General features: G+C 73.3%; 12 protein-coding genes and 1 pseudogene. 7 read left to right on the forward strand and 6 right to left on the reverse strand.

Going from position 1 to position 16,701, the window contains the following annotated elements; translation table 11 throughout:
* Positions 1–77: 77 nt before the first annotated feature.
* From D9753_RS23205 to D9753_RS23230, 6 genes and pseudogenes are all read left to right on the forward strand, one after another.
* Positions 78–554, forward strand: a complete 477-nt coding sequence (locus D9753_RS23205; RefSeq protein ID WP_121788744.1) for a single-stranded DNA-binding protein — start codon at positions 78–80, stop codon at positions 552–554.
* Between the two features lie 463 nt (positions 555–1,017).
* A complete protein-coding gene (locus tag D9753_RS23210; protein ID WP_240468258.1) occupies positions 1,018–2,424 on the forward strand; it encodes a Cys-Gln thioester bond-forming surface protein in 1,407 nt (468 codons plus the stop codon).
* A gap of 198 nt (positions 2,425–2,622) precedes the next feature.
* Positions 2,623–3,084, forward strand: a pseudogene (locus D9753_RS38110) (hypothetical protein); the annotation flags it as partial.
* A gap of 615 nt (positions 3,085–3,699) precedes the next feature.
* On the forward strand, positions 3,700–5,364 hold the full coding sequence (gene ettA, locus D9753_RS23220; protein WP_121788745.1) for an energy-dependent translational throttle protein EttA: 1,665 nt from the start codon (positions 3,700–3,702) through the stop codon (positions 5,362–5,364).
* 6 nt (positions 5,365–5,370) lie between these two features.
* A complete protein-coding gene (locus D9753_RS23225) occupies positions 5,371–5,799 on the forward strand; it encodes an acyl-CoA thioesterase (protein WP_121788746.1) in 429 nt (142 codons plus the stop codon).
* Complete coding sequence (locus tag D9753_RS23230) at positions 5,796–6,473, forward strand: hypothetical protein (RefSeq protein WP_121788747.1); 678 nt, start codon at positions 5,796–5,798, stop codon at positions 6,471–6,473. The genes D9753_RS23225 and D9753_RS23230 overlap by 4 nt, the downstream gene beginning before the upstream one ends.
* Positions 6,474–6,611: 138 nt before the next feature.
* Here D9753_RS23230 and D9753_RS23235 read toward each other — a convergent pair whose 3' ends face one another.
* Positions 6,612–7,016, reverse strand: a complete 405-nt coding sequence (locus D9753_RS23235) for a globin (RefSeq protein WP_121788748.1) — start codon at positions 7,014–7,016, stop codon at positions 6,612–6,614.
* Between the two features lie 167 nt (positions 7,017–7,183).
* On the opposite strand from D9753_RS23235, the gene D9753_RS23240 reads away from it, so the two are divergent.
* The gene (locus D9753_RS23240; protein ID WP_121788749.1) at positions 7,184–8,161 is read left to right on the forward strand and encodes a methyltransferase domain-containing protein; all 978 of its coding nucleotides are present in this window, start codon (positions 7,184–7,186) and stop codon (positions 8,159–8,161) included.
* Between the two features lie 6 nt (positions 8,162–8,167).
* On the opposite strand, the gene D9753_RS23245 is transcribed toward D9753_RS23240, so the two are convergent.
* The 5 genes from D9753_RS23245 to D9753_RS23265 all read right to left on the reverse strand — a co-directional run bounded on the left by D9753_RS23245 (position 8,168) and on the right by D9753_RS23265 (position 16,671).
* On the reverse strand, positions 8,168–9,823 hold the full coding sequence (locus D9753_RS23245; protein ID WP_121788750.1) for an FHA domain-containing protein: 1,656 nt from the start codon (positions 9,821–9,823) through the stop codon (positions 8,168–8,170).
* A 58-nt stretch (positions 9,824–9,881) separates the two neighbouring features.
* Positions 9,882–11,225, reverse strand: coding sequence for a vWA domain-containing protein (locus D9753_RS23250; protein ID WP_121788751.1), 1,344 nt, complete (start codon positions 11,223–11,225; stop codon positions 9,882–9,884).
* 98 nt (positions 11,226–11,323) lie between these two features.
* Positions 11,324–12,649 carry a PP2C family serine/threonine-protein phosphatase gene (locus D9753_RS23255; protein WP_121788752.1) on the reverse strand — a complete coding sequence of 442 codons (1,326 nt, stop codon included), beginning with the start codon at positions 12,647–12,649 and terminating at the stop codon, positions 11,324–11,326.
* A gap of 3 nt (positions 12,650–12,652) precedes the next feature.
* Entirely contained in the window at positions 12,653–15,394 is a 2,742-nt protein-coding gene (locus tag D9753_RS23260) for a tetratricopeptide repeat protein (RefSeq protein ID WP_121788753.1), read from the reverse strand.
* Positions 15,391–16,671, reverse strand: coding sequence for a coiled-coil domain-containing protein (locus D9753_RS23265; protein WP_121788754.1), 1,281 nt, complete (start codon positions 16,669–16,671; stop codon positions 15,391–15,393). Before D9753_RS23265 ends, D9753_RS23260 begins: the two co-directional genes overlap by 4 nt.
* Positions 16,672–16,701 lie beyond the last annotated feature (30 nt).

The raw sequence follows: 16,701 nt of genomic DNA on the forward strand, positions 1-16,701 counted from the left end.
GACGCAGCCGTACGGGACGGGCCCGTACGCGTGCCCGCCCGGCCGGAAGGGGACGGGCGAGGGAGGGGAGCGAGGACATGAACGAGACGATCGTGTGCGTGGTGGGCAACGTGGCGACCCAGCCGGCGTACCGCGAACTGGCGGCGGGGCCGTCGGCGCGGTTCCGGCTGGCGGTGACCGCGCGCTACTGGGACCGGGAGAAGAACGCGTGGGTGGACGGGCACACCAACTTCTTCACGGTGTGGGCCAACCGCCAGCTAGCGGTCAACGTGGCCGCGTGCGTGGAGGTGGGCCAGCCCGTCATCGTCCAGGGCCGGCTGAAGGTGCGCACGGAGCAGCGTGAGGGGCAGCAGCAGTGGACGTCGGCCGACATCGACGCCGTGGCGATCGGCCATGACCTGTCCCGCGGTACGGCGCTCTTCCACCGCGCGGCCAAACCGGAGGCACCACCGACGGCGAACCGACCGGAGCCGAACTGGGAGACACCCCGACAGACCGACCCCCAGGAGACTCCGGAGCCACAAGAAGCGGCGACAGCACTAGCGGTGACGTAACGTCAGTGGACCGGGTGGTGACGTGACGTCAGTCGATCGCGGCGGCGGCGCGCCGTCGGTCCGGACGCGTCCCTGACGTGACGTCAGCCCGACGTTCGGCGGCGACGTGACACCGGTCGGGCGTCGCCCGGGGTGCACCGGAACGACGTCCGAGCCCCGGCCGGCGCTCCGTTCCCTCCCCCCGGTGCGGCACCGTGCCCGTGCCGCCCGTGTGCACCGTGCCCGCCCCGGGCGCGGTCCGTACCGCCTCAACTCCGCGCACGAAGCGGTGGATTTGTCGATATGGCCAGCTCGTGGACGTCCTGGCGATAACGATTCCAGATCGGATCGGCCATCGGATGATCCGACCGGCGGGCGAGGCTCCGCCTGATCCATAGGATGCCGGGCGTGCCCCTAGGGGCTGCCGATTCTGCTGGTGGGACCGTCCCCCACGTCCAACGGGTCCTGCTCGAAGGGGAATTCTGTGCTTGCTGCGCTCTCTGCGTTCTGCCGGTCCACCGGAGCGGCCCGCCTGGCCGCCGCCACCACGGTGACCGGCCTCGCGGCAGCCGGCGTGCTGTCCGGCGCCGGTACGGCCGCGGCCGAGGGGACGCCGCAGAGACAGGGCGGGGCCACGGCGACGATCAACGGCCTGAAGACCTACGGCGAGGCCGTGATCCACGGGGACGGCGGCGACCAGCGGGTGTCGGCGGGCCTGTTCGAGATGTCCGTGGACGGCGGCGGCACCCTGCAGACGTACTGCGTCGACCTCCACAACCCGACCCAGCGTGACGCCCGGTACCAGGAGACGGCCTGGAGCGGTACGTCGCTGGGCACCAACAAGGGCGCGGGCCGGATCCGCTGGATACTCCAGCACTCCTACCCCCAGGTCAACGACCTCGCCGCGCTCGCACGGCGGGCGGGCACGAGGGGGCTGACCGAGCAGGACGCGGCGGCCGGCACCCAGGTGGCCATCTGGCGCTACTCGGACGGGGCCGAGGTCGACGCCGTCGACCCGCAGGCCGAGAAGCTCGCCGACTACCTGGAGAAGAACGCCCGAGGCATCTCCGAACCGCAGGCCTCGCTGACCCTGGACCCGCCCGCGGTATCCGGCCGGCCCGGCGATCTGCTCGGACCGGTGACCGTGCACACCAACGCGGGCGCCGTCACGGTGAGCCCGCCGGCGGGCGCGGCGGCCGCCGGGGTGCGGATCACCGACAAGACCGGCAAGGGGATCACCTCGGCGAAGAACGGCACCCGGCTGTACTTCGACGTGCCCGCGGACGCGGCGGACGGGACGGCCGAGCTGACCGTGCAGGCGTCGACGACCGTGCCGGTGGGCCGCGCCTTCGCCTCCGAGAGCCGCAGCCAGACCCAGGTCCTGGCCGGCTCCAGCGAGTCCACGGTCTCCGCGTCCGTGACGGCCGGCTGGGCGGCCGAGGGCGCCGTAGCGGCCGTCTCGGCCCGCAAGAACTGTGCCGAGGGCGGTGTGGACATCGTCGTGGCCGACAAGGGCGACAAGCCGTTCACCTTCGAGCTGATGGGCGTCGAGCACACCATCCCCGCGGGTGCCTCCCGCACGGTGACCGTCCCGCTCCAGGAGGACCAGGCCTACGACTTCACGATCACCGGCCCCCACGGCTTCAGCCACCGCTTCACCGGCGTCATGGACTGCCGGACCCAGGGCGCGGTCACGACCGAGACGGCCCAGCTACGCAGCGAGCCCAGCCCCGCCACGGTGGGCGCCGTCACCGCGGACACCACCGACCTGGCCGCGACGGGCGGCTCGGCGATCACCCCGCTGATCGCGGGCGTGGCCATCGGCCTGGTGGTGATAGGCGGCACGGTGCTGGTGGTGCTGCGCCGCAAGGAGACGACACCCGGCGCGTGACGGCGCCGGGCGACGGCGCCGACGTGCCGGGTGAGGTCCGGGCGGCGCGTCAGCAGCCGATCGATGCCGGGCCGGCGGCCACGTCGTCGAACCACAGGGTGCCCTCGGCATCAGTGATGTGCCGAGGGCATCGCCAACTTGGCAGCGAAGTCGGGCCAGCAGCCCACCGCCGGCGGCGAAGCGTGATCAGCTTGAGGCGTGGAGTCCATCATCGCCAGCGCCATAGCCGTTGTTGGAACCCTGCTTGGGTCGGGGATCACTCTGGCTTTTCAGCAGCGCACCACCGACAGGAGCCATGAGTTCGCCCGCCGCGAGAAGCTTCGGCAGGAGCGACTCGATGCCTACTCCGCCTATGCAGGCGCGTTGGTCAACTACCGCCGCTGCCTGGTCCATCTTTGGTTCTGCGAGCACGAGCAGCCACCACCCGAGGACCCCGCCGCCGTGCGTATCCGCGCCTACGACCTGCGCTCCAACGCCCAGGAGGCCCTCTTCCGAGTGCAGATGCTGACAGACGACGGCAGGCTGAGCCGGACTGCGGAAGACGTACTCACGGGCATCACGACGCTGCCCAAGGTGGACAGCAGGGCCGAGCTGGACGAGGTGAGAGCGCAGACCCGTGACGACATCAGCCGACTCGTCGGCTCAGCGAAGCAGCATCTTTGCTGTGCTTGCACAGGCCGCTGGACTGAACCCGAACGCCTTCGGGAACCGCACCACATGCGCACCAGATCGAGCGGGGAACAGGGGGGAACCACGGTGAAAACAACCAGTCCAGACGAGGCCGCACCACAGCCGTTCGCGCAGGACAGTGCCCAGGCTGGCCACAAAGAACCGCAGCTTCCCAAGCTGAGGGCTGTGCGAGGAGAACACTCGGCGCCGTCCCCACGGCCCGGCCGGCGTGGCTGCTCCCGACGACGGTGCTGCACCGTGGCTGAGGCCGATAGGGGTGCAGCGAGGCATACGCGCGCCTGGTCGGTCGGCGTGCCCGCCGTCGTGGCTGGCTGTCGTCGGCTGAGGTTCGTGCGGCCTGGTCGGAGGCGTCCGGCGTCGATCAACCGGCGAGTCTGCGTGATCGGCCCTGGGCCGTCCCTGGGCCGTGCGAGGGTGCCCCAGGTCGACCGACGGTGACCGCGAGTGACAGGCGAGCCGCAGCCCGCAGCGGCGAACCTCCAGGTCAGCGCCCCCCGACCTCACGGGTTTCCCCCCAGGGGTGGCGGTCAGGCAAGATGGGGTGTATCTGCCCACTGCCAGTTTCAAGCTGCCGGACGGTTTCCTTTGGCTGAGTTCATTTACACCATGCGCAAGGCGCGCAAAGCGCACGGCGACAAGGTGATCCTCGACGACGTCACCCTGAGCTTCCTGCCGGGGGCGAAGATCGGCGTCGTCGGTCCGAACGGCGCCGGTAAGTCGACCGTGCTGAAGATCATGGCGGGCCTCGAGCAGCCGTCGAACGGTGACGCGTTCCTGTCCCCCGGCTACAGCGTCGGCATCCTGCTCCAGGAGCCCCCGCTGAACGAGGAGAAGAACGTCCTGGAGAACGTCCAGGAGGGTGTCGCCGAGGTCAAGGGCAAGCTCGACCGGTTCAACGAGATCGCCGAGCTGATGGCGACCGACTACTCCGACGCGCTGCTCGACGAGATGGGCAAGCTCCAGGAGGAGCTGGACCACGCCAACGCCTGGGACCTCGACGCCCAGCTGGAGCAGGCCATGGACGCGCTGGGCTGCCCTCCCGGCGACTGGCCGGTCACCACCCTCTCCGGTGGTGAGAGGCGCCGCGTCGCGCTCTGCAAGCTGCTGCTGGAGCAGCCCGACCTGCTGCTCCTCGACGAGCCCACCAACCACCTCGACGCCGAGTCGGTGAACTGGCTGGAGCAGCACCTCGCCAAGTACGAGGGCACCGTCGTGGCGGTCACCCACGACCGGTACTTCCTGGACAACGTCGCCGGGTGGATCTGCGAGGTGGACCGCGGCCGCCTGCACGGCTACGAGGGCAACTACTCCAAGTACCTGGAGACCAAGGCCACCCGCCTCAAGGTCGAGGGCCAGAAGGACGCCAAGCGCCAGAAGCGGCTCAAGGAAGAGCTGGAGTGGGTGCGGTCGAACGCCAAGGGGCGCCAGGCCAAGTCCAAGGCCCGTCTCGCGCGCTACGAGGAGATGGCCGCCGAGGCGGACAAGATGCGGAAGCTGGACTTCGAGGAGATCCAGATCCCGCCGGGCCCGCGGCTGGGCAACGTCGTGGTCGAGGTCAACGACCTGCACAAGGGCTTCGCGGAGAAGATCCTCATCGACGGCCTGTCGTTCACGCTGCCGCGCAACGGCATCGTCGGGATCATCGGCCCGAACGGCGCCGGCAAGACCACGCTGTTCAAGATGATCCAGGGTCTGGAGACCCCGGACTCCGGTGACATCAGGGTCGGCGACACGGTCAAGATCTCCTACGTCGACCAGAGCCGCGAGAACATCGACCCCAAGAAGACGCTGTGGGAGGTCGTGTCCGACGGGCTCGACTACATCAACGTCGGCCAGGTCGAGATGCCGTCCCGCGCCTACGTCTCCGCCTTCGGCTTCAAGGGCCCGGACCAGCAGAAGCCCGCGGGCGTGCTCTCCGGTGGTGAGCGCAACCGGCTGAACCTGGCGCTGACCCTCAAGCAGGGCGGCAACCTGCTGCTCCTCGACGAGCCCACCAACGACCTGGACGTGGAGACCCTCTCCAGCCTGGAGAACGCCCTGCTGGAGTTCCCCGGCTGCGCCGTCGTCGTCTCCCACGACCGGTGGTTCCTGGACCGGGTCGCCACGCACATCCTCGCCTACGAGGGTGAGTCGAAGTGGTTCTGGTTCGAGGGCAACTTCGATTCGTACGAGAAGAACAAGGTCGAGCGGCTCGGCCCGGACGCCGCGCGCCCGCACCGTGCCACCTACAAGAAGCTGACCCGGGGCTGATCGGTCTTGCGCCACATCTACCGCTGCCCGCTGCGCTGGGCGGACATGGACGCGTACGGCCACGTCAACAACGTGGTCTTCCTCCGCTACCTGGAGGAGGCGCGTATCGACTTCCTGTTCCGCCCGGACAAGGACTTCAAGCAGGGGTCCGTGGTGGCGCGCCACGAGATCGACTACAAGCGGCAGCTCGTCCACCGGCACGCGCCGGTGGACATCGAGCTGTGGATCACCGAGATCAGGGCCGCGTCCTTCACCCTCTCCTACGAGGTGAAGGACGGTGACCTCGTGTACGTACGGGCCTCGACGGTCATCGTCCCGTTCGACTTCGAGGGCCAGCGTCCGCGGCGGATCACCGCGGAGGAGCGCGAGTTCCTCCAGGAGTACATGGACGCGGCCGACGACGCCCGGACCGAGGGGGAGGCCGTCGCCGCATGACGGTGCTCCACCTGGACGACGAGACGGAGGCCGCGGACCTCGCCGCCTTCCTCTCCCGGCTGCTCCACTACGACCGTGGAGCCGCGGTGCGTCTCCAGGCGGCCGGCACGGCGCTCGCCGTCTTCGGCCGGCCGCCGTCCTTCGAGGTGCTGGCGGTCCGCGCGGTGCGGCTGGCCAAGCCGTACGAGCACGGTCTCGACGTCACCCTCGACGTGACCGTCTCCGCCGGTGAGTTCCTGGAGTCCGTGGCCGAGCGGGCGGCCACCGCCGGCGTCCCGGGCGCCGTCACGGGGCCGCCGTGGGCCGGTGTGCTGCCGCCGCGGGCCGGCTGGCGGGCCGAGCCGGGACCGCCCGCGCCGGACGCGCTGCGCGCCACGGTCGCCGCCGCGGTGGCCGAGTTCCGGTCGCGCACCGAGGAGCTGGGGCCGCAGGGGCGGACCCGCGCGGAGCTGGACCGGATCGGGCGGGACATCTGGTCCCGGCGGATCGACGGCACCCGGCTGCCCGTACGGGCCGTGCACGCCGCCCAGTCCCTCGGTTTCCTGCGGCCCGGGACCGAGCCCGGGGACCTCGGGGTGTTCTCCTCGGGGGCGTGGCTCCGGCTGCGCACCCCCTACGGGTCCGTCGCCGTCCGGCAGACCGGGCTGGAGTCCCTCGGCCTCAGCGTGCGCTGAGCCGCGCGCGGGTCCTCCGTACGGCTCACCGTGCGCCGTACGACCGTGGGCCTCGGGCGTCGAGCCGGGCCGCCGCCCGTGCCGGCCCGGGGCTGCCCGTGGAGCACGGCGACGGTCGCCGGCACGGGGGCGCCGGGGTCAGTCGGGGGTGTTCACCATCGACGCGGCGGCGTACGTCAGGTAGTTCCACAGCGTCCGCTCGTGCTCCTCGGACAGGCCCAGCTCGTCGACGGCCGTCCGCATGTGCCGCAGCCAGGCGTCGTGCGCCGCCCGGTCCACGGTGAACGGGGCGTGCCGCATCCGCAGCCGGGGGTGGCCGCGGTTCTCGCTGTACGTCGTGGGGCCGCCCCAGTACTGCATCAGGAACAGGGCCAGCCGTTCCTCGGCCGGACCCAGGTCCTCCTCCGGGTACATCGGCCGCAGGACCGGGTCACCGGCGACTCCCTCGTAGAACCGGTGGACGAGCCGGCGGAAGGTGTCCTCGCCGCCGACCTGCTCGTAGAAGGTCTGCTCCTGAAGCGTGCCGCGCCGAATCTCGGTCACGTTGGATTGCCTCACATCTGTGTGCCGGTCCGCCCCTGGGCTCGTTCGGCCGGGGGTCCGGGGACGCCCCCGGGAATTGCAGTACCCGTCCATCGTCTCAGACCCGGTGACCGAGGACTCCGGGCTCATGGACCGGCCCCGGCCGGACGCGACCCTACTGTGGAGGCATGGGCGCCTACGACACGGAGACCGAGGGACTCGCCGCCACGGCGCGGGCCGCGCTGGTACGGGAGATCGACGCCGACGGGGCCTGGACCGGGGACCCGGCGTGGCGGGAGGCGTTCACGGAGGTGCCCCGACACCTGTTCGTGCCGTACTACTACGTCGCCGGGCCCCGCGGCTACGAACGCCGCTGGGGCGAGAGCGACGACCGGCAGGCCCGCAGACGCTGGGTGCGCGGCGCCTACGCGGACGCCCCGCTCGCCACCCGGCTGCGCGACGGCGAACTCCTCTCCTCCAGCAGCCAGCCCTCGCTGATGGCACGGATGCTGGTCGCGCTGCGCGTCCGGGACGGCGACCGGGTCCTGGAGGTGGGCGCCGGCACCGGCTACAACGCGGCCCTGCTCGCCCACCGGCTCGGCGACGACGGCCTCGTCACCACCATCGACCTGGAGCCGGAGATCACCGAATCGGCCCGGCAGCACCTCGCGGCGGCCGGCTTCCACCCGGTCGTGGTGACCGGCGACGGCGCCCGCGGGGTGCCCGAACGCGCCCCCTTCGACCGGATCATCGCCACCTGCGAGCTGCCGACCGTCCCGCGCGCCTGGATCGCCCAGTGCCGCCCCGGCGCCCGCGTCCTCACCCCGATGGCCACCGGACTGCTGACCCTCACCGTGCACGGCCGGGAGCACGCCGAGGGCCGCTTCCTGCCCACGGCCGCCTTCTTCGTCCCGCTGCGCGGCGAGGGCCGCACGGAACCCGAGGACGTGTCCCTCGCCGGACTGCCGGGCCGGGCCCGCGCCGAGGAGCCGTTCCGCTTCCTGCTCGGGCTGACCCGGGGAACCCTCGATCCGCTGGAGGCGTACGCGCTGTGGGAGCGCGAGGGCAGGCCGGACCGCGGCCGGTACGGCGTCACGGTCGGCGGCGGGCGCGCCTGGGCGTGGCTGGACGACCCGGAGGGGCCGTACCGCTGGCCCCTGCCGTGATCGCCCTCAGCCCCGGCGGACGGTGATCGACGTCCAGGCGCCCACGTGCACCCGGTCGCCGTCCTGGAGCGGCACCGGCACGAACGGCTGGATCGGCTCCTCGGACATGTTGACCGTGGTGCCGTTCGTCGAGTTCTGGTCCACGACCGCCCAGCCGCCGTCCGGCTGCTGCACCAGCACGGCGTGCTGGTGCGAGACGCCCGGGTCCTCCGGCGGCACCGACAGGTCGATGTCGGGGGTGTCACCGGTGGAGTGCCGGCGGCGGCCGATGGTGACCTGGTTCCCGGTGAGCGTGCGCTGCTGCTCCGGCGAGTACGCGGGCAGGTTCAGGCCCGCGGCCTCGGGGCCGGAGCGCTGCATCATCGCCATGAAGTACTCGCGGTCCGGGCCTATGGTCGCGGTCCAGGTGGCCGACCGCGGTGCGTGCGGCGAGTGCGGTGCCTGCGGGAAGCCGCCCGGCCCGGGAGGCGGGGCCTGGGTGGCGCCGGGCTGCGGGTAGCCGTAGCCGCCGCCGGGGCCCTGGCCGGGTCCGGACGGGTCGGAGGACGACGGCGGGGACAGCACCCAGTCGTCGTCACCGGCCCGGGTCCGGCCGCCCTCACGCGGGAAGGCGGACGGAGCCGGGGCGCCGGTCTGCTGGAACGCCTGCGGGGCACCGCCGTGACCCTGACCCTGGCCCTGGCGTTGACCCGGGCCGTGGCCGCCGAAGCCGGACGGTCCGCCGGGACCCTGACTCTGACCGTGGCTCTGACCGCCCCCGAAGCCGGAGGGACCGCCGGAGCCGGGACCCTGTGACCCCTGACCCTGCCCCTGACCACCACCGAAGCCGGACGGGCCACCAGGACCCTGCCCCTGCCCCTGGCCGCCGCCGAAGCCGGAGGGTCCGCCGGGCCCCTGGGGACCCTGACCGCCGCCGTACCCCGAGGGTCCGCCGGAGCCGGGGCCCTGGGGACCCTGCCCTTGCCCCTGACCGCCGCCGAAGCCGGACGGACCGCCGGGGCCCTGGGGACCCTGACCCTGGCCGCCGCCGAAGCCGGGCCGGCCGGGCTGGCCCGGGACCGTGCCCGGGGTGCCGGGGAAGGGCGGTGGGGTGCCGGGGCGGCGCTGGTTCCCGGGGCCGAAGGGGGGCGCGCCCGTGGGGCCGGGGGTGGTCGGCGGGCCGGAGGGGCGCCGTTCACCGGCGAACGGCGTCGGACCCGACGGCTCGCTGGTGAAGGACGGGAGCGGCTCGGCGGGCCGGTTCATCTGCGAGGGACGGGAGCCCTGGTACTCGTACCCGTCATCGCCGCCGTACGTCGCGCTCGGCGGCTGGAACCGCGGCTGCGGCGAGCGCGGGGCGGCCGGGGCGGCCGGTGTGTACGAGGTGGCCGTGTTGGTCAGGAAGTTCCACCGGCACTCCTCGCAGAACGGCGCGCCGCCCTCGCGGGGCGTACGGCACTGCGGGCACAGCTCCGGCTCCGGGGCGGACCCGGTGTGCGGGCGTCCGGCGCCGGTCCGGCCGCCAGGACCGCCGGGACCGCCCGGGCCGGCGGGCGGCGGGAAGCCGTAGCCACCGGCGGGCGGCGGCGGAGGGGGCGGAGGTACGGCACCGGCCATGCGGTGACCGCAGACCTCGCACCAGTCGTCGGAACCCGACTGGTGTCCGTTCGGGCAGGTCGGCATGTCGGTGCTTCCCCTTCTCCTGAGGGTCCGTCTGGATCGCTGCGATCGCTTCCAGGAGTCACTTCTTCACACGGACAGTCTTCGTGGACCGGGTCTCCAGAGTCATCTCGTCCGCCTCCGCGACCCTCGTCTTCAACCGCACAGTACCTGTCGCGGCGTCGACCACGTCCACCACCTTCGCAAGCAGTTTCGCAGTATCCGCGTTCCCCGAGGCGCTCGCGAGCTGAACCGCGCGCCCCAGTTTGGCCGTTGCTCCGTCGAAATCGCCCGCTTTGCGAAGGTCGAGGCCCTTCTGGATGACATGCGCCAGTTCGGCCTGCCCGGTGTAGTGGGCGACTTGGGGGTTGATCGAGGTGGAGGCCGTCATGTCGGCCGTCCACACGGCCCGTACGAGCCCCTGCGCGCCGAGGTTCTGTACCGTTCCGTCCGGTTGTGGGACGACCAGGGAGACCCGTGCGGCGAGCATCTCCTGCCCGATCCCGGCCGGCGGGACCGCGACGCACACGTGGTAGTCGCGGGACTCGTCGCCCCAGGACCCGGTGGGATAGTCCCCGGCGCGTGGCCCGGCCTCGGTGCGGCGGCCGGTCAAGTCCTCCATGACAGGGGCGACTTGCTTGACGAACCGGATGGCCGTGCCGACCGGTGTCCACACCCGCAGGGCGACGTCGGCGACCTCCTTGCCCATCACCGTCTCCATCATCCGCGTGAAGTCGGCGGCCAGGCCGGCCGGGTCGGCGACTATGTCGGCGGTGCCGAGCAGCGCGGAGGCGATGCCTGTGACGTCTTTCACTTCCCAGTCGGTGCCCACGCCCCGCGCGTCACAGGTGAACCGTCCGGCGCACGCCTCCAGCGTGGCCCGCAGGTCGTCCGCCGACTCGTGCTCGTTGCGGCCGTCGGTGAGCAGGATGCCGTGCCGGATGGTGACGTCCACCGAGGACAGCAGCCGGTCGGCGAGCCGCAGCCAGGTGCCGATGGCCGTACCGCCGCCCGTGCTCAGCCGGTGCAGCGCCTGCTTGGCCTGCTCGCGGGTGACGCCGTCGGCGACCGCGAGGCGTCCGCCGCCCGGGTAGATCTCCTTGGCGACGTGGGTGCCGCCGATCACCGCGAAGTGCGTGCCGTCGCGCAGGGTGTCGATCGCGGCGGCCGTGGCGTCCCGCGCGTTGCGCATCTTGGCCGACGGGTGGTCCATGGAACCCGAGCAGTCGACCATGACCGCGACGGCGGCGGACGGCTGCCGCCCCGGTGTGTGGACGGGTGCGGTGACGGCGCCGCCGGCGGTGCCGCCGCCGGTCGCCGTCACCGTCACGACGGCGTTGACCTCGCTGCCGCCCTCGGGCAGGTACTCGTTCTGGTAGACGTCCACCGAGAACTGCGGCACGTTCGGCTTCGCGAAACTGGCCATGCTGCTTCCACATCCCCCTCGGACACCTCGCGGACGCGAGGCGACGCAGATGAGCGGACCGGTCCCCTCCGGTCCGCCGAGGCCTCCCCGTTCCGGCCTCAGGCCGATCCTGCCCCCTGGCGCGGCGCGGGGAACGGCAGCACGGCCACTGTTACGTTGTCGTGGCCCCCGCCGTCCAGGGCGTGGCCGACCAGCACCCGGGCGCTGTGCAGCGGACGGACCGCCGCGTCCGCCGGCACGACCTCGGACAGCTCCTCCGCCGACTCGGCGTAGTTCCACAGCCCGTCGGTGCACACCACCACGGTTCCGGGCCGGTCCGGCTTGAACGACGCGGTGTGCGGGTCCAGTTCGTAGGCGTCGGCGCCGAGCCAGCCGGTGATCGCGTGGGCCCGCTCGTCGGCGTACGCCTCGGCCTCGCTCATCAGGCCGGCGGCGACCATCTGCGCGGCCCAGGAGTCGTCCTCGGTCAGCCGGGCCGGCGGCGCGCCGCGGTCGGCGGGCACCCAGTAGGCCCGGCTGTCGCCGACCCAGCCGACGACCAGCAGCCCGGAGGTGACCACCGCGCCGACGATCGTGCAGGCCGGCGCGTTCTGGTGCGGGGCCTGCTCACGGGCCGTGGCGGGCTCCTCGGCGAGCGCGTTGACCGCCTGCGCGGCGGCGACGATCGCCTCGTGCATCGCCTGCTGCGGGTGGGTGCCGCGCGGCAGGGCGGCCAGCAGGATGTCACCGGCCGCCCGGGAGGCGGCCAGGGACGCGTCGTCGGGGCGGGTCGCGGACGACACGCCGTCGCAGACGACCGCCAGCGCCGCCGGGGTGCCGTCCGGCAGCGTGGTGTGGCCGACGGCGAAGGCGTCCTCATTGCGGTGGTGGCGCAGCCCGCGGTCGCTGACGGCGGCGACCGGACCCGACTCCCGCTCCAGGTGGTCGCGTTCGCGGGGCTGGGCGTGTCCGCAGTTCTCGCAGTAGCCGTCGCTGTCCACCCGGCCCGCCCGGCAGGCCACGCACACGGTCGCGGGAGCGGCCGGGGTGCCGGGATCGGCGGACAGCCGTGGGTCCGGTGCCTGGAGCGGGTACTCGTCGGGCTCCGCCGGCCGGTCGAACCGCACCCCGGAGCCGGTGGACCGCTCGGCGTCGGGCTCGTGCCCGGCCAGCGGGGTGCCGCCCGAATCGGTGCCGGGCAGGTCGGCCGGCAGGAGCACCCCGGGCGGGGTGCCGGCGGAGCCCGGCGGCTCGGGGGCCGGCCAGTCCACACCGTCGCCGGGCGCGCCGGGACCGTTCATGGTCATGGTCGGCTGGTCCTGGGGGGAAGCGGGCACCACCGAGAGGTCGTACCCGCACGCTCCGCAGAACAGGTCACCCGGTTCGACGGGCTCCGCGCAGCTCGGGCACTTCGGCAGTGCGGCCTGCTGGGGCATCTGCGACATCGACTACACCCACGTCCGGGGGCGGTAACGGTTGGCCCGTTCCACCAGCTCGATCCTTTCCTCGCCGCCGGGCGCCAGCCGGGCCAGCGTGCGGTAGGCGCGCTCCAGGCCGAAGCGCAGGCCCCGCTCGTCCAGACCGCTGCCCAGCAGCACCCGGCCGCCGGCGGCGGGGCCGGTGTCCTGGCCCCCGGAGAGTACCCAGTCCAGGGCGCAGCCGAGCACCTCCGCCACCAACTGCTCGCGCCGGGCCGGGTCCAGACCGTACACCTGGAGCGCCTCGACCTGCCCGGCGGCGGCCGTCAGGTCGTCCAGGAACGGTACGTCACCGGCGCTCGCCGTGCGCTGTCTCAGGCGTGCCCGGACGGCGGCGACCCGGGCGGCCGTGTAGTGGATGGACGACTCCGGCACCGACTCCAGCGTCGTCACGGCACCGCGCCGGTCCCCGGCCGCGAGCCGCACCCGGGCCAGGCCGAACGCGGCGCTCACATAGCTGGGGTCGGTCGCCCACACCAGGCGGTAGTACTCGGCCGCGTTGTCCGGCTGGCCCAGCACCTCGGCGCACAGGCCGAGCGCCAGCTTGGGCGCGGCCTCGCCGGGGAAGGCGTCGTAGATCGCGTCGAAGGCGGGCGCGGCGCCCTCGAAGTCGCCGGTGGCCAGGGCGGCGACGCCCCGGTACCACACCACCCGCCAGTCGTCGGGCCGTTCCTCGTCCAGCTCGGCCAGGCCGGTCAGCGCGGTCCGGTGGTCGCCGCTCTCCAGCCGGGCGCGGATCCGGCGCAGCCGGGTCTCGACGGACCGGGCGGGCGCGGCGGCCAGGGCGCCGATCAGTTCGGCCGGCGCGGAGGTCATGAGGCCCGCCAGGAAACCCGCGTCGGGGTCGGTCGGGTCCACCAGCGGGACCGGCAGGGCCAGGGCGGCGGCGGGGGTGTCGACGGGCCTGACCAGGTCCGACGGCCCGGAAACCGGCACGCCGGGGGCCGACGCCGCGGCAGCCGGTACCCCGCTGGCCGATGCCGCCCCGCCCGTCGACGCCTGAGCCGGCACCGCTGAGGCCGGCACCCCGGGAGCCGGCGCCGCCGGGACCGGGTCCGACGTACCCGACGCCGCCCCCGCCCGAGCCGGAGCGGGTAGCGTCCCAGCCGTTCCCGACGGAGCCGGAGCGGGTAGCGTCCCAGCCGTTCCCGACGGAGCCGGAGACATCGCCCCACCCGCCACCGCCGCGGCCGAAGGCACCGGTGTCGTGCGGGCGGCGGCCCGCTTACGGCCGTGTACCGCGCGCGACCCCAGCCGGGACACCTCCCCGTGCAGCCGTGGGAACAGCTCCGCGTCCGTGACCTTCACCTCGGGTCCGAACAGCGTCGAGAGCGCGGGCCGGGCGTGTCCGCTCTGGAGTGACACGACCTCCCGCAGCACGCCCGTCAACTGCTCGGCCATCTCCTGCGCGGAGGCGAACCGGCGGGCCGGATCGGGGTCGGTGGCGCGGACCAGGAGCCGGTAGAAGGACTCGTACCGGTGGAAGACCTCGATGCTGTCGGGGTCGGGCAGACAGTCCGCGTAGACGTTCGTGTAGCCCTGGAAGTCGAAGGTCAGCACGGCGAGCGTACGGCCCACCGTGTACAGGTCGCTGGCCACCGACGGGCCGGCCTCGGCGACCTCCGGCGCCTGGTAGCCGACCGTGCCGTAGATGGCCGACTCGTCGTCGTCCATCCTGCGCACCGCGCCCATGTCGATCAGCTTGAGCTGGTCCTCGGTCTGGATGGCGTTGTCGACCTTGAAGTCGCAGTACAGCAGGTTGCGGCTGTGCAGATGGCCGAGCGCCTCCAGCGCCTCGATGCCGTACGCGCACGCCTGCTCCACCGGCAGCGGGTCGCGCCGGCCGTCGGGTGCGCGGCGGGCGTTGGCGATCTCCTTCAGGGACTTGCCGCCCACGTACTCCATGACGATGTAGCCGTCGAGGGAGCCGGTGCGCTGGTCCAGGTGCTCCACAAAGTTGTAGATCCGCACGATGTTGGCGTGCTCGATCTCCGCCAGGAACCGCCGTTCGGAGATCGCCGCGGCCATCGCGTCCTGGTCGCCGGTGTCCAGCAGGCCCTTGAGCACCACCCAGCGGTCGGAGACGGCCCGGTCCACGGCGAGGTAGACCCAGCCGAGTCCGCCGTGCGCGAGGCAGCCGGCGACCTCGTACTGGCCGTGCACGATGTCCCCGCCCCTCAGCTTGGGCACGAAGGAGTACGGGTGCCCGCACTTGGTGCAGAAGCCCTCCGTACGGCCCGGCCGCTCGCCCCGGGACCGGCCCACCGGCGCCCCGCAGTCCGAACGGGAGCAGAACCGCTTGCGCTCCGGCACCTCCGGGTTGTCCAGCACCATCGCACGCGGATCCGGCCGCGGCACCTGCGGCACGGCGACCAGCCCCGCGCCCAGCCGCCCGCGCGTGGACGGACCGGACGACGAACCGGAGCTGCGCACCGACACCGAACGGCCGGCGGACGCGCCCGACAGCGACCGGGAGAGCCGCCCGGACACCGAGCGGCGGGACCTCGACGACCGGGACGACGTACGCGCGCTGCCGGACCTGCCGCTCTGCGCCGAGCCCCGGGTGACCCCGGTGGGCGGCGAGCCGACCGACCCGGTCGCGGAGACGACCGGCGCGAGACCGCAGGTGTCGCAGTACAGTTCGCCGCCGCCGACGTCCTCGTACGCTCCTCCGCAGCCCGGCCGCTGGCAGATCTGCCCCGGCTGACTCATGACTGGTCCCCCCCACGGTCCTGCGGCGCGCTCGCGCTGCCCAGCATCTCGGCCGCCGCCTGCTGGTAGCGCAGGACGGCCTGTTCGGCCACGCGCAGGTCGCAGGGCGCGCTCCACAGCATGCGCCGGGCCACGTCGTACCGCTCGACCAGCAGCGAATCCTCCGCGAGTCCGTGCCGGGCGACCTTGGCCCGATAGGCGTCCAGCCGGCCGCGCAGCTCGGCGCGGACCGCGAGCGGCGCGGTGACCTCGGTCAGCGACTCACGGGCGCGCAGCAGTTCGTCCTCCGCCTTGCGCTCCAGGTCCTCCAGCAGCGGGGAGAGCCGGTGCCAGCGGGCCTGCCTGCGGTACTCGGCCGCGGTGGCCAGTTGCTCGTGGAGCGCGGTCGGCGGCCCGCTGACCACCGGTACCTCGGTCGCGGCGATCTTCGCCAGCACCTCACCGCGTGCCGCACGGGCCTCGGCGAGGGTGCGGTCCGCGCGCGAGAGCACGTCCCGCAGCCGGATCAGCCGCGCCTCCGCGTCCTGCCGCACCGTCAGCACCGCGTCGATCTCCCGGCGTACGTCCTCCAGGGCGCGCGCCTCGCGGTCGTAGACCGTCGTGTCCGGACGGCCGCCGCCGGGTGCCGAACTGCCCGCGGCCGGCACCCAGAAGGCGAGCGGGTCCGAGACGACGTCCTCGCGCAGCCGCGTCAGCGTGCGCGTGATCCGCTCCAGGTCGTCGCCGGCCGGGTGTTCGCCGGGGCGCACCCCCACCGAGTGCGCGAGCTGCCGGGTGCGCCGGAGCTCCTCGGCGAGCAGATCGATCCGCGCGGGCAGCGCCGACCACACCGCGTCGGCGGCGACGATCACGTCCAGGCTCGTCGCGTACAGCTCGTTCATCCGGTCCACCAGCGCGGACAGCGTGAACGTCTCGCTCAGCCTGCCGGTGCCGCTGTCGGGGACGGTCACGGACTCGCCGCGCAGCAGCCCGGTGAGCTGCGCCAGGTCCTCGCGGCTGGACCAGCGGCGCCGGGCGCGGATCTGCCGGGCACCGCGCAGCGCGGCCGTGTACGCGTCGAAGCACGCCCACAGCGAGGTGATCCGGGCCTCTGCGGCCTGCCAGCGCTCTTCGGTGACACCGGTCAGGGCCGCCCCTTCGAGGAGTCTGCGGCCCGCGTGGTCCTGGAGGGCCAGCAGCGAGGTCTCGATCGCCTCGTGCTCCTGGCCGAGCCGCGCCAGCGCACGGTCCACCTCGTCCCGGTCCATCACCGGCCCGGCGGGGTCCGTGACGCCCATCGATCACCTCTCGCTCGCTGTGTGTTCCGG

Source organism: Streptomyces dangxiongensis (assembly GCF_003675325.1).
In the GTDB taxonomy this organism is placed as follows: domain Bacteria; phylum Actinomycetota; class Actinomycetes; order Streptomycetales; family Streptomycetaceae; genus Streptomyces; species Streptomyces dangxiongensis.

What these genes read in the sequence shown, in the direction of transcription:
- D9753_RS23245 (WP_121788750.1), bottom strand. Translation starts at nt 9,823, where the DNA reads ATGCCGACCTGCCCGAACGGACACCAGTCGGGTTCCGACGACTGGTGC.
- D9753_RS23240 (WP_121788749.1), top strand. Translation starts at nt 7,184, where the DNA reads ATGGGCGCCTACGACACGGAGACCGAGGGACTCGCCGCCACGGCGCGG.
- D9753_RS23205 (WP_121788744.1), top strand. Translation starts at nt 78, where the DNA reads ATGAACGAGACGATCGTGTGCGTGGTGGGCAACGTGGCGACCCAGCCG.
- D9753_RS23260 (WP_121788753.1), bottom strand. Translation starts at nt 15,394, where the DNA reads ATGAGTCAGCCGGGGCAGATCTGCCAGCGGCCGGGCTGCGGAGGAGCG.
- D9753_RS23230 (WP_121788747.1), top strand. Translation starts at nt 5,796, where the DNA reads ATGACGGTGCTCCACCTGGACGACGAGACGGAGGCCGCGGACCTCGCC.
- D9753_RS23265 (WP_121788754.1), bottom strand. Translation starts at nt 16,671, where the DNA reads ATGGGCGTCACGGACCCCGCCGGGCCGGTGATGGACCGGGACGAGGTG.
- D9753_RS23250 (WP_121788751.1), bottom strand. Translation starts at nt 11,225, where the DNA reads ATGGCCAGTTTCGCGAAGCCGAACGTGCCGCAGTTCTCGGTGGACGTC.
- D9753_RS23255 (WP_121788752.1), bottom strand. Translation starts at nt 12,649, where the DNA reads ATGTCGCAGATGCCCCAGCAGGCCGCACTGCCGAAGTGCCCGAGCTGC.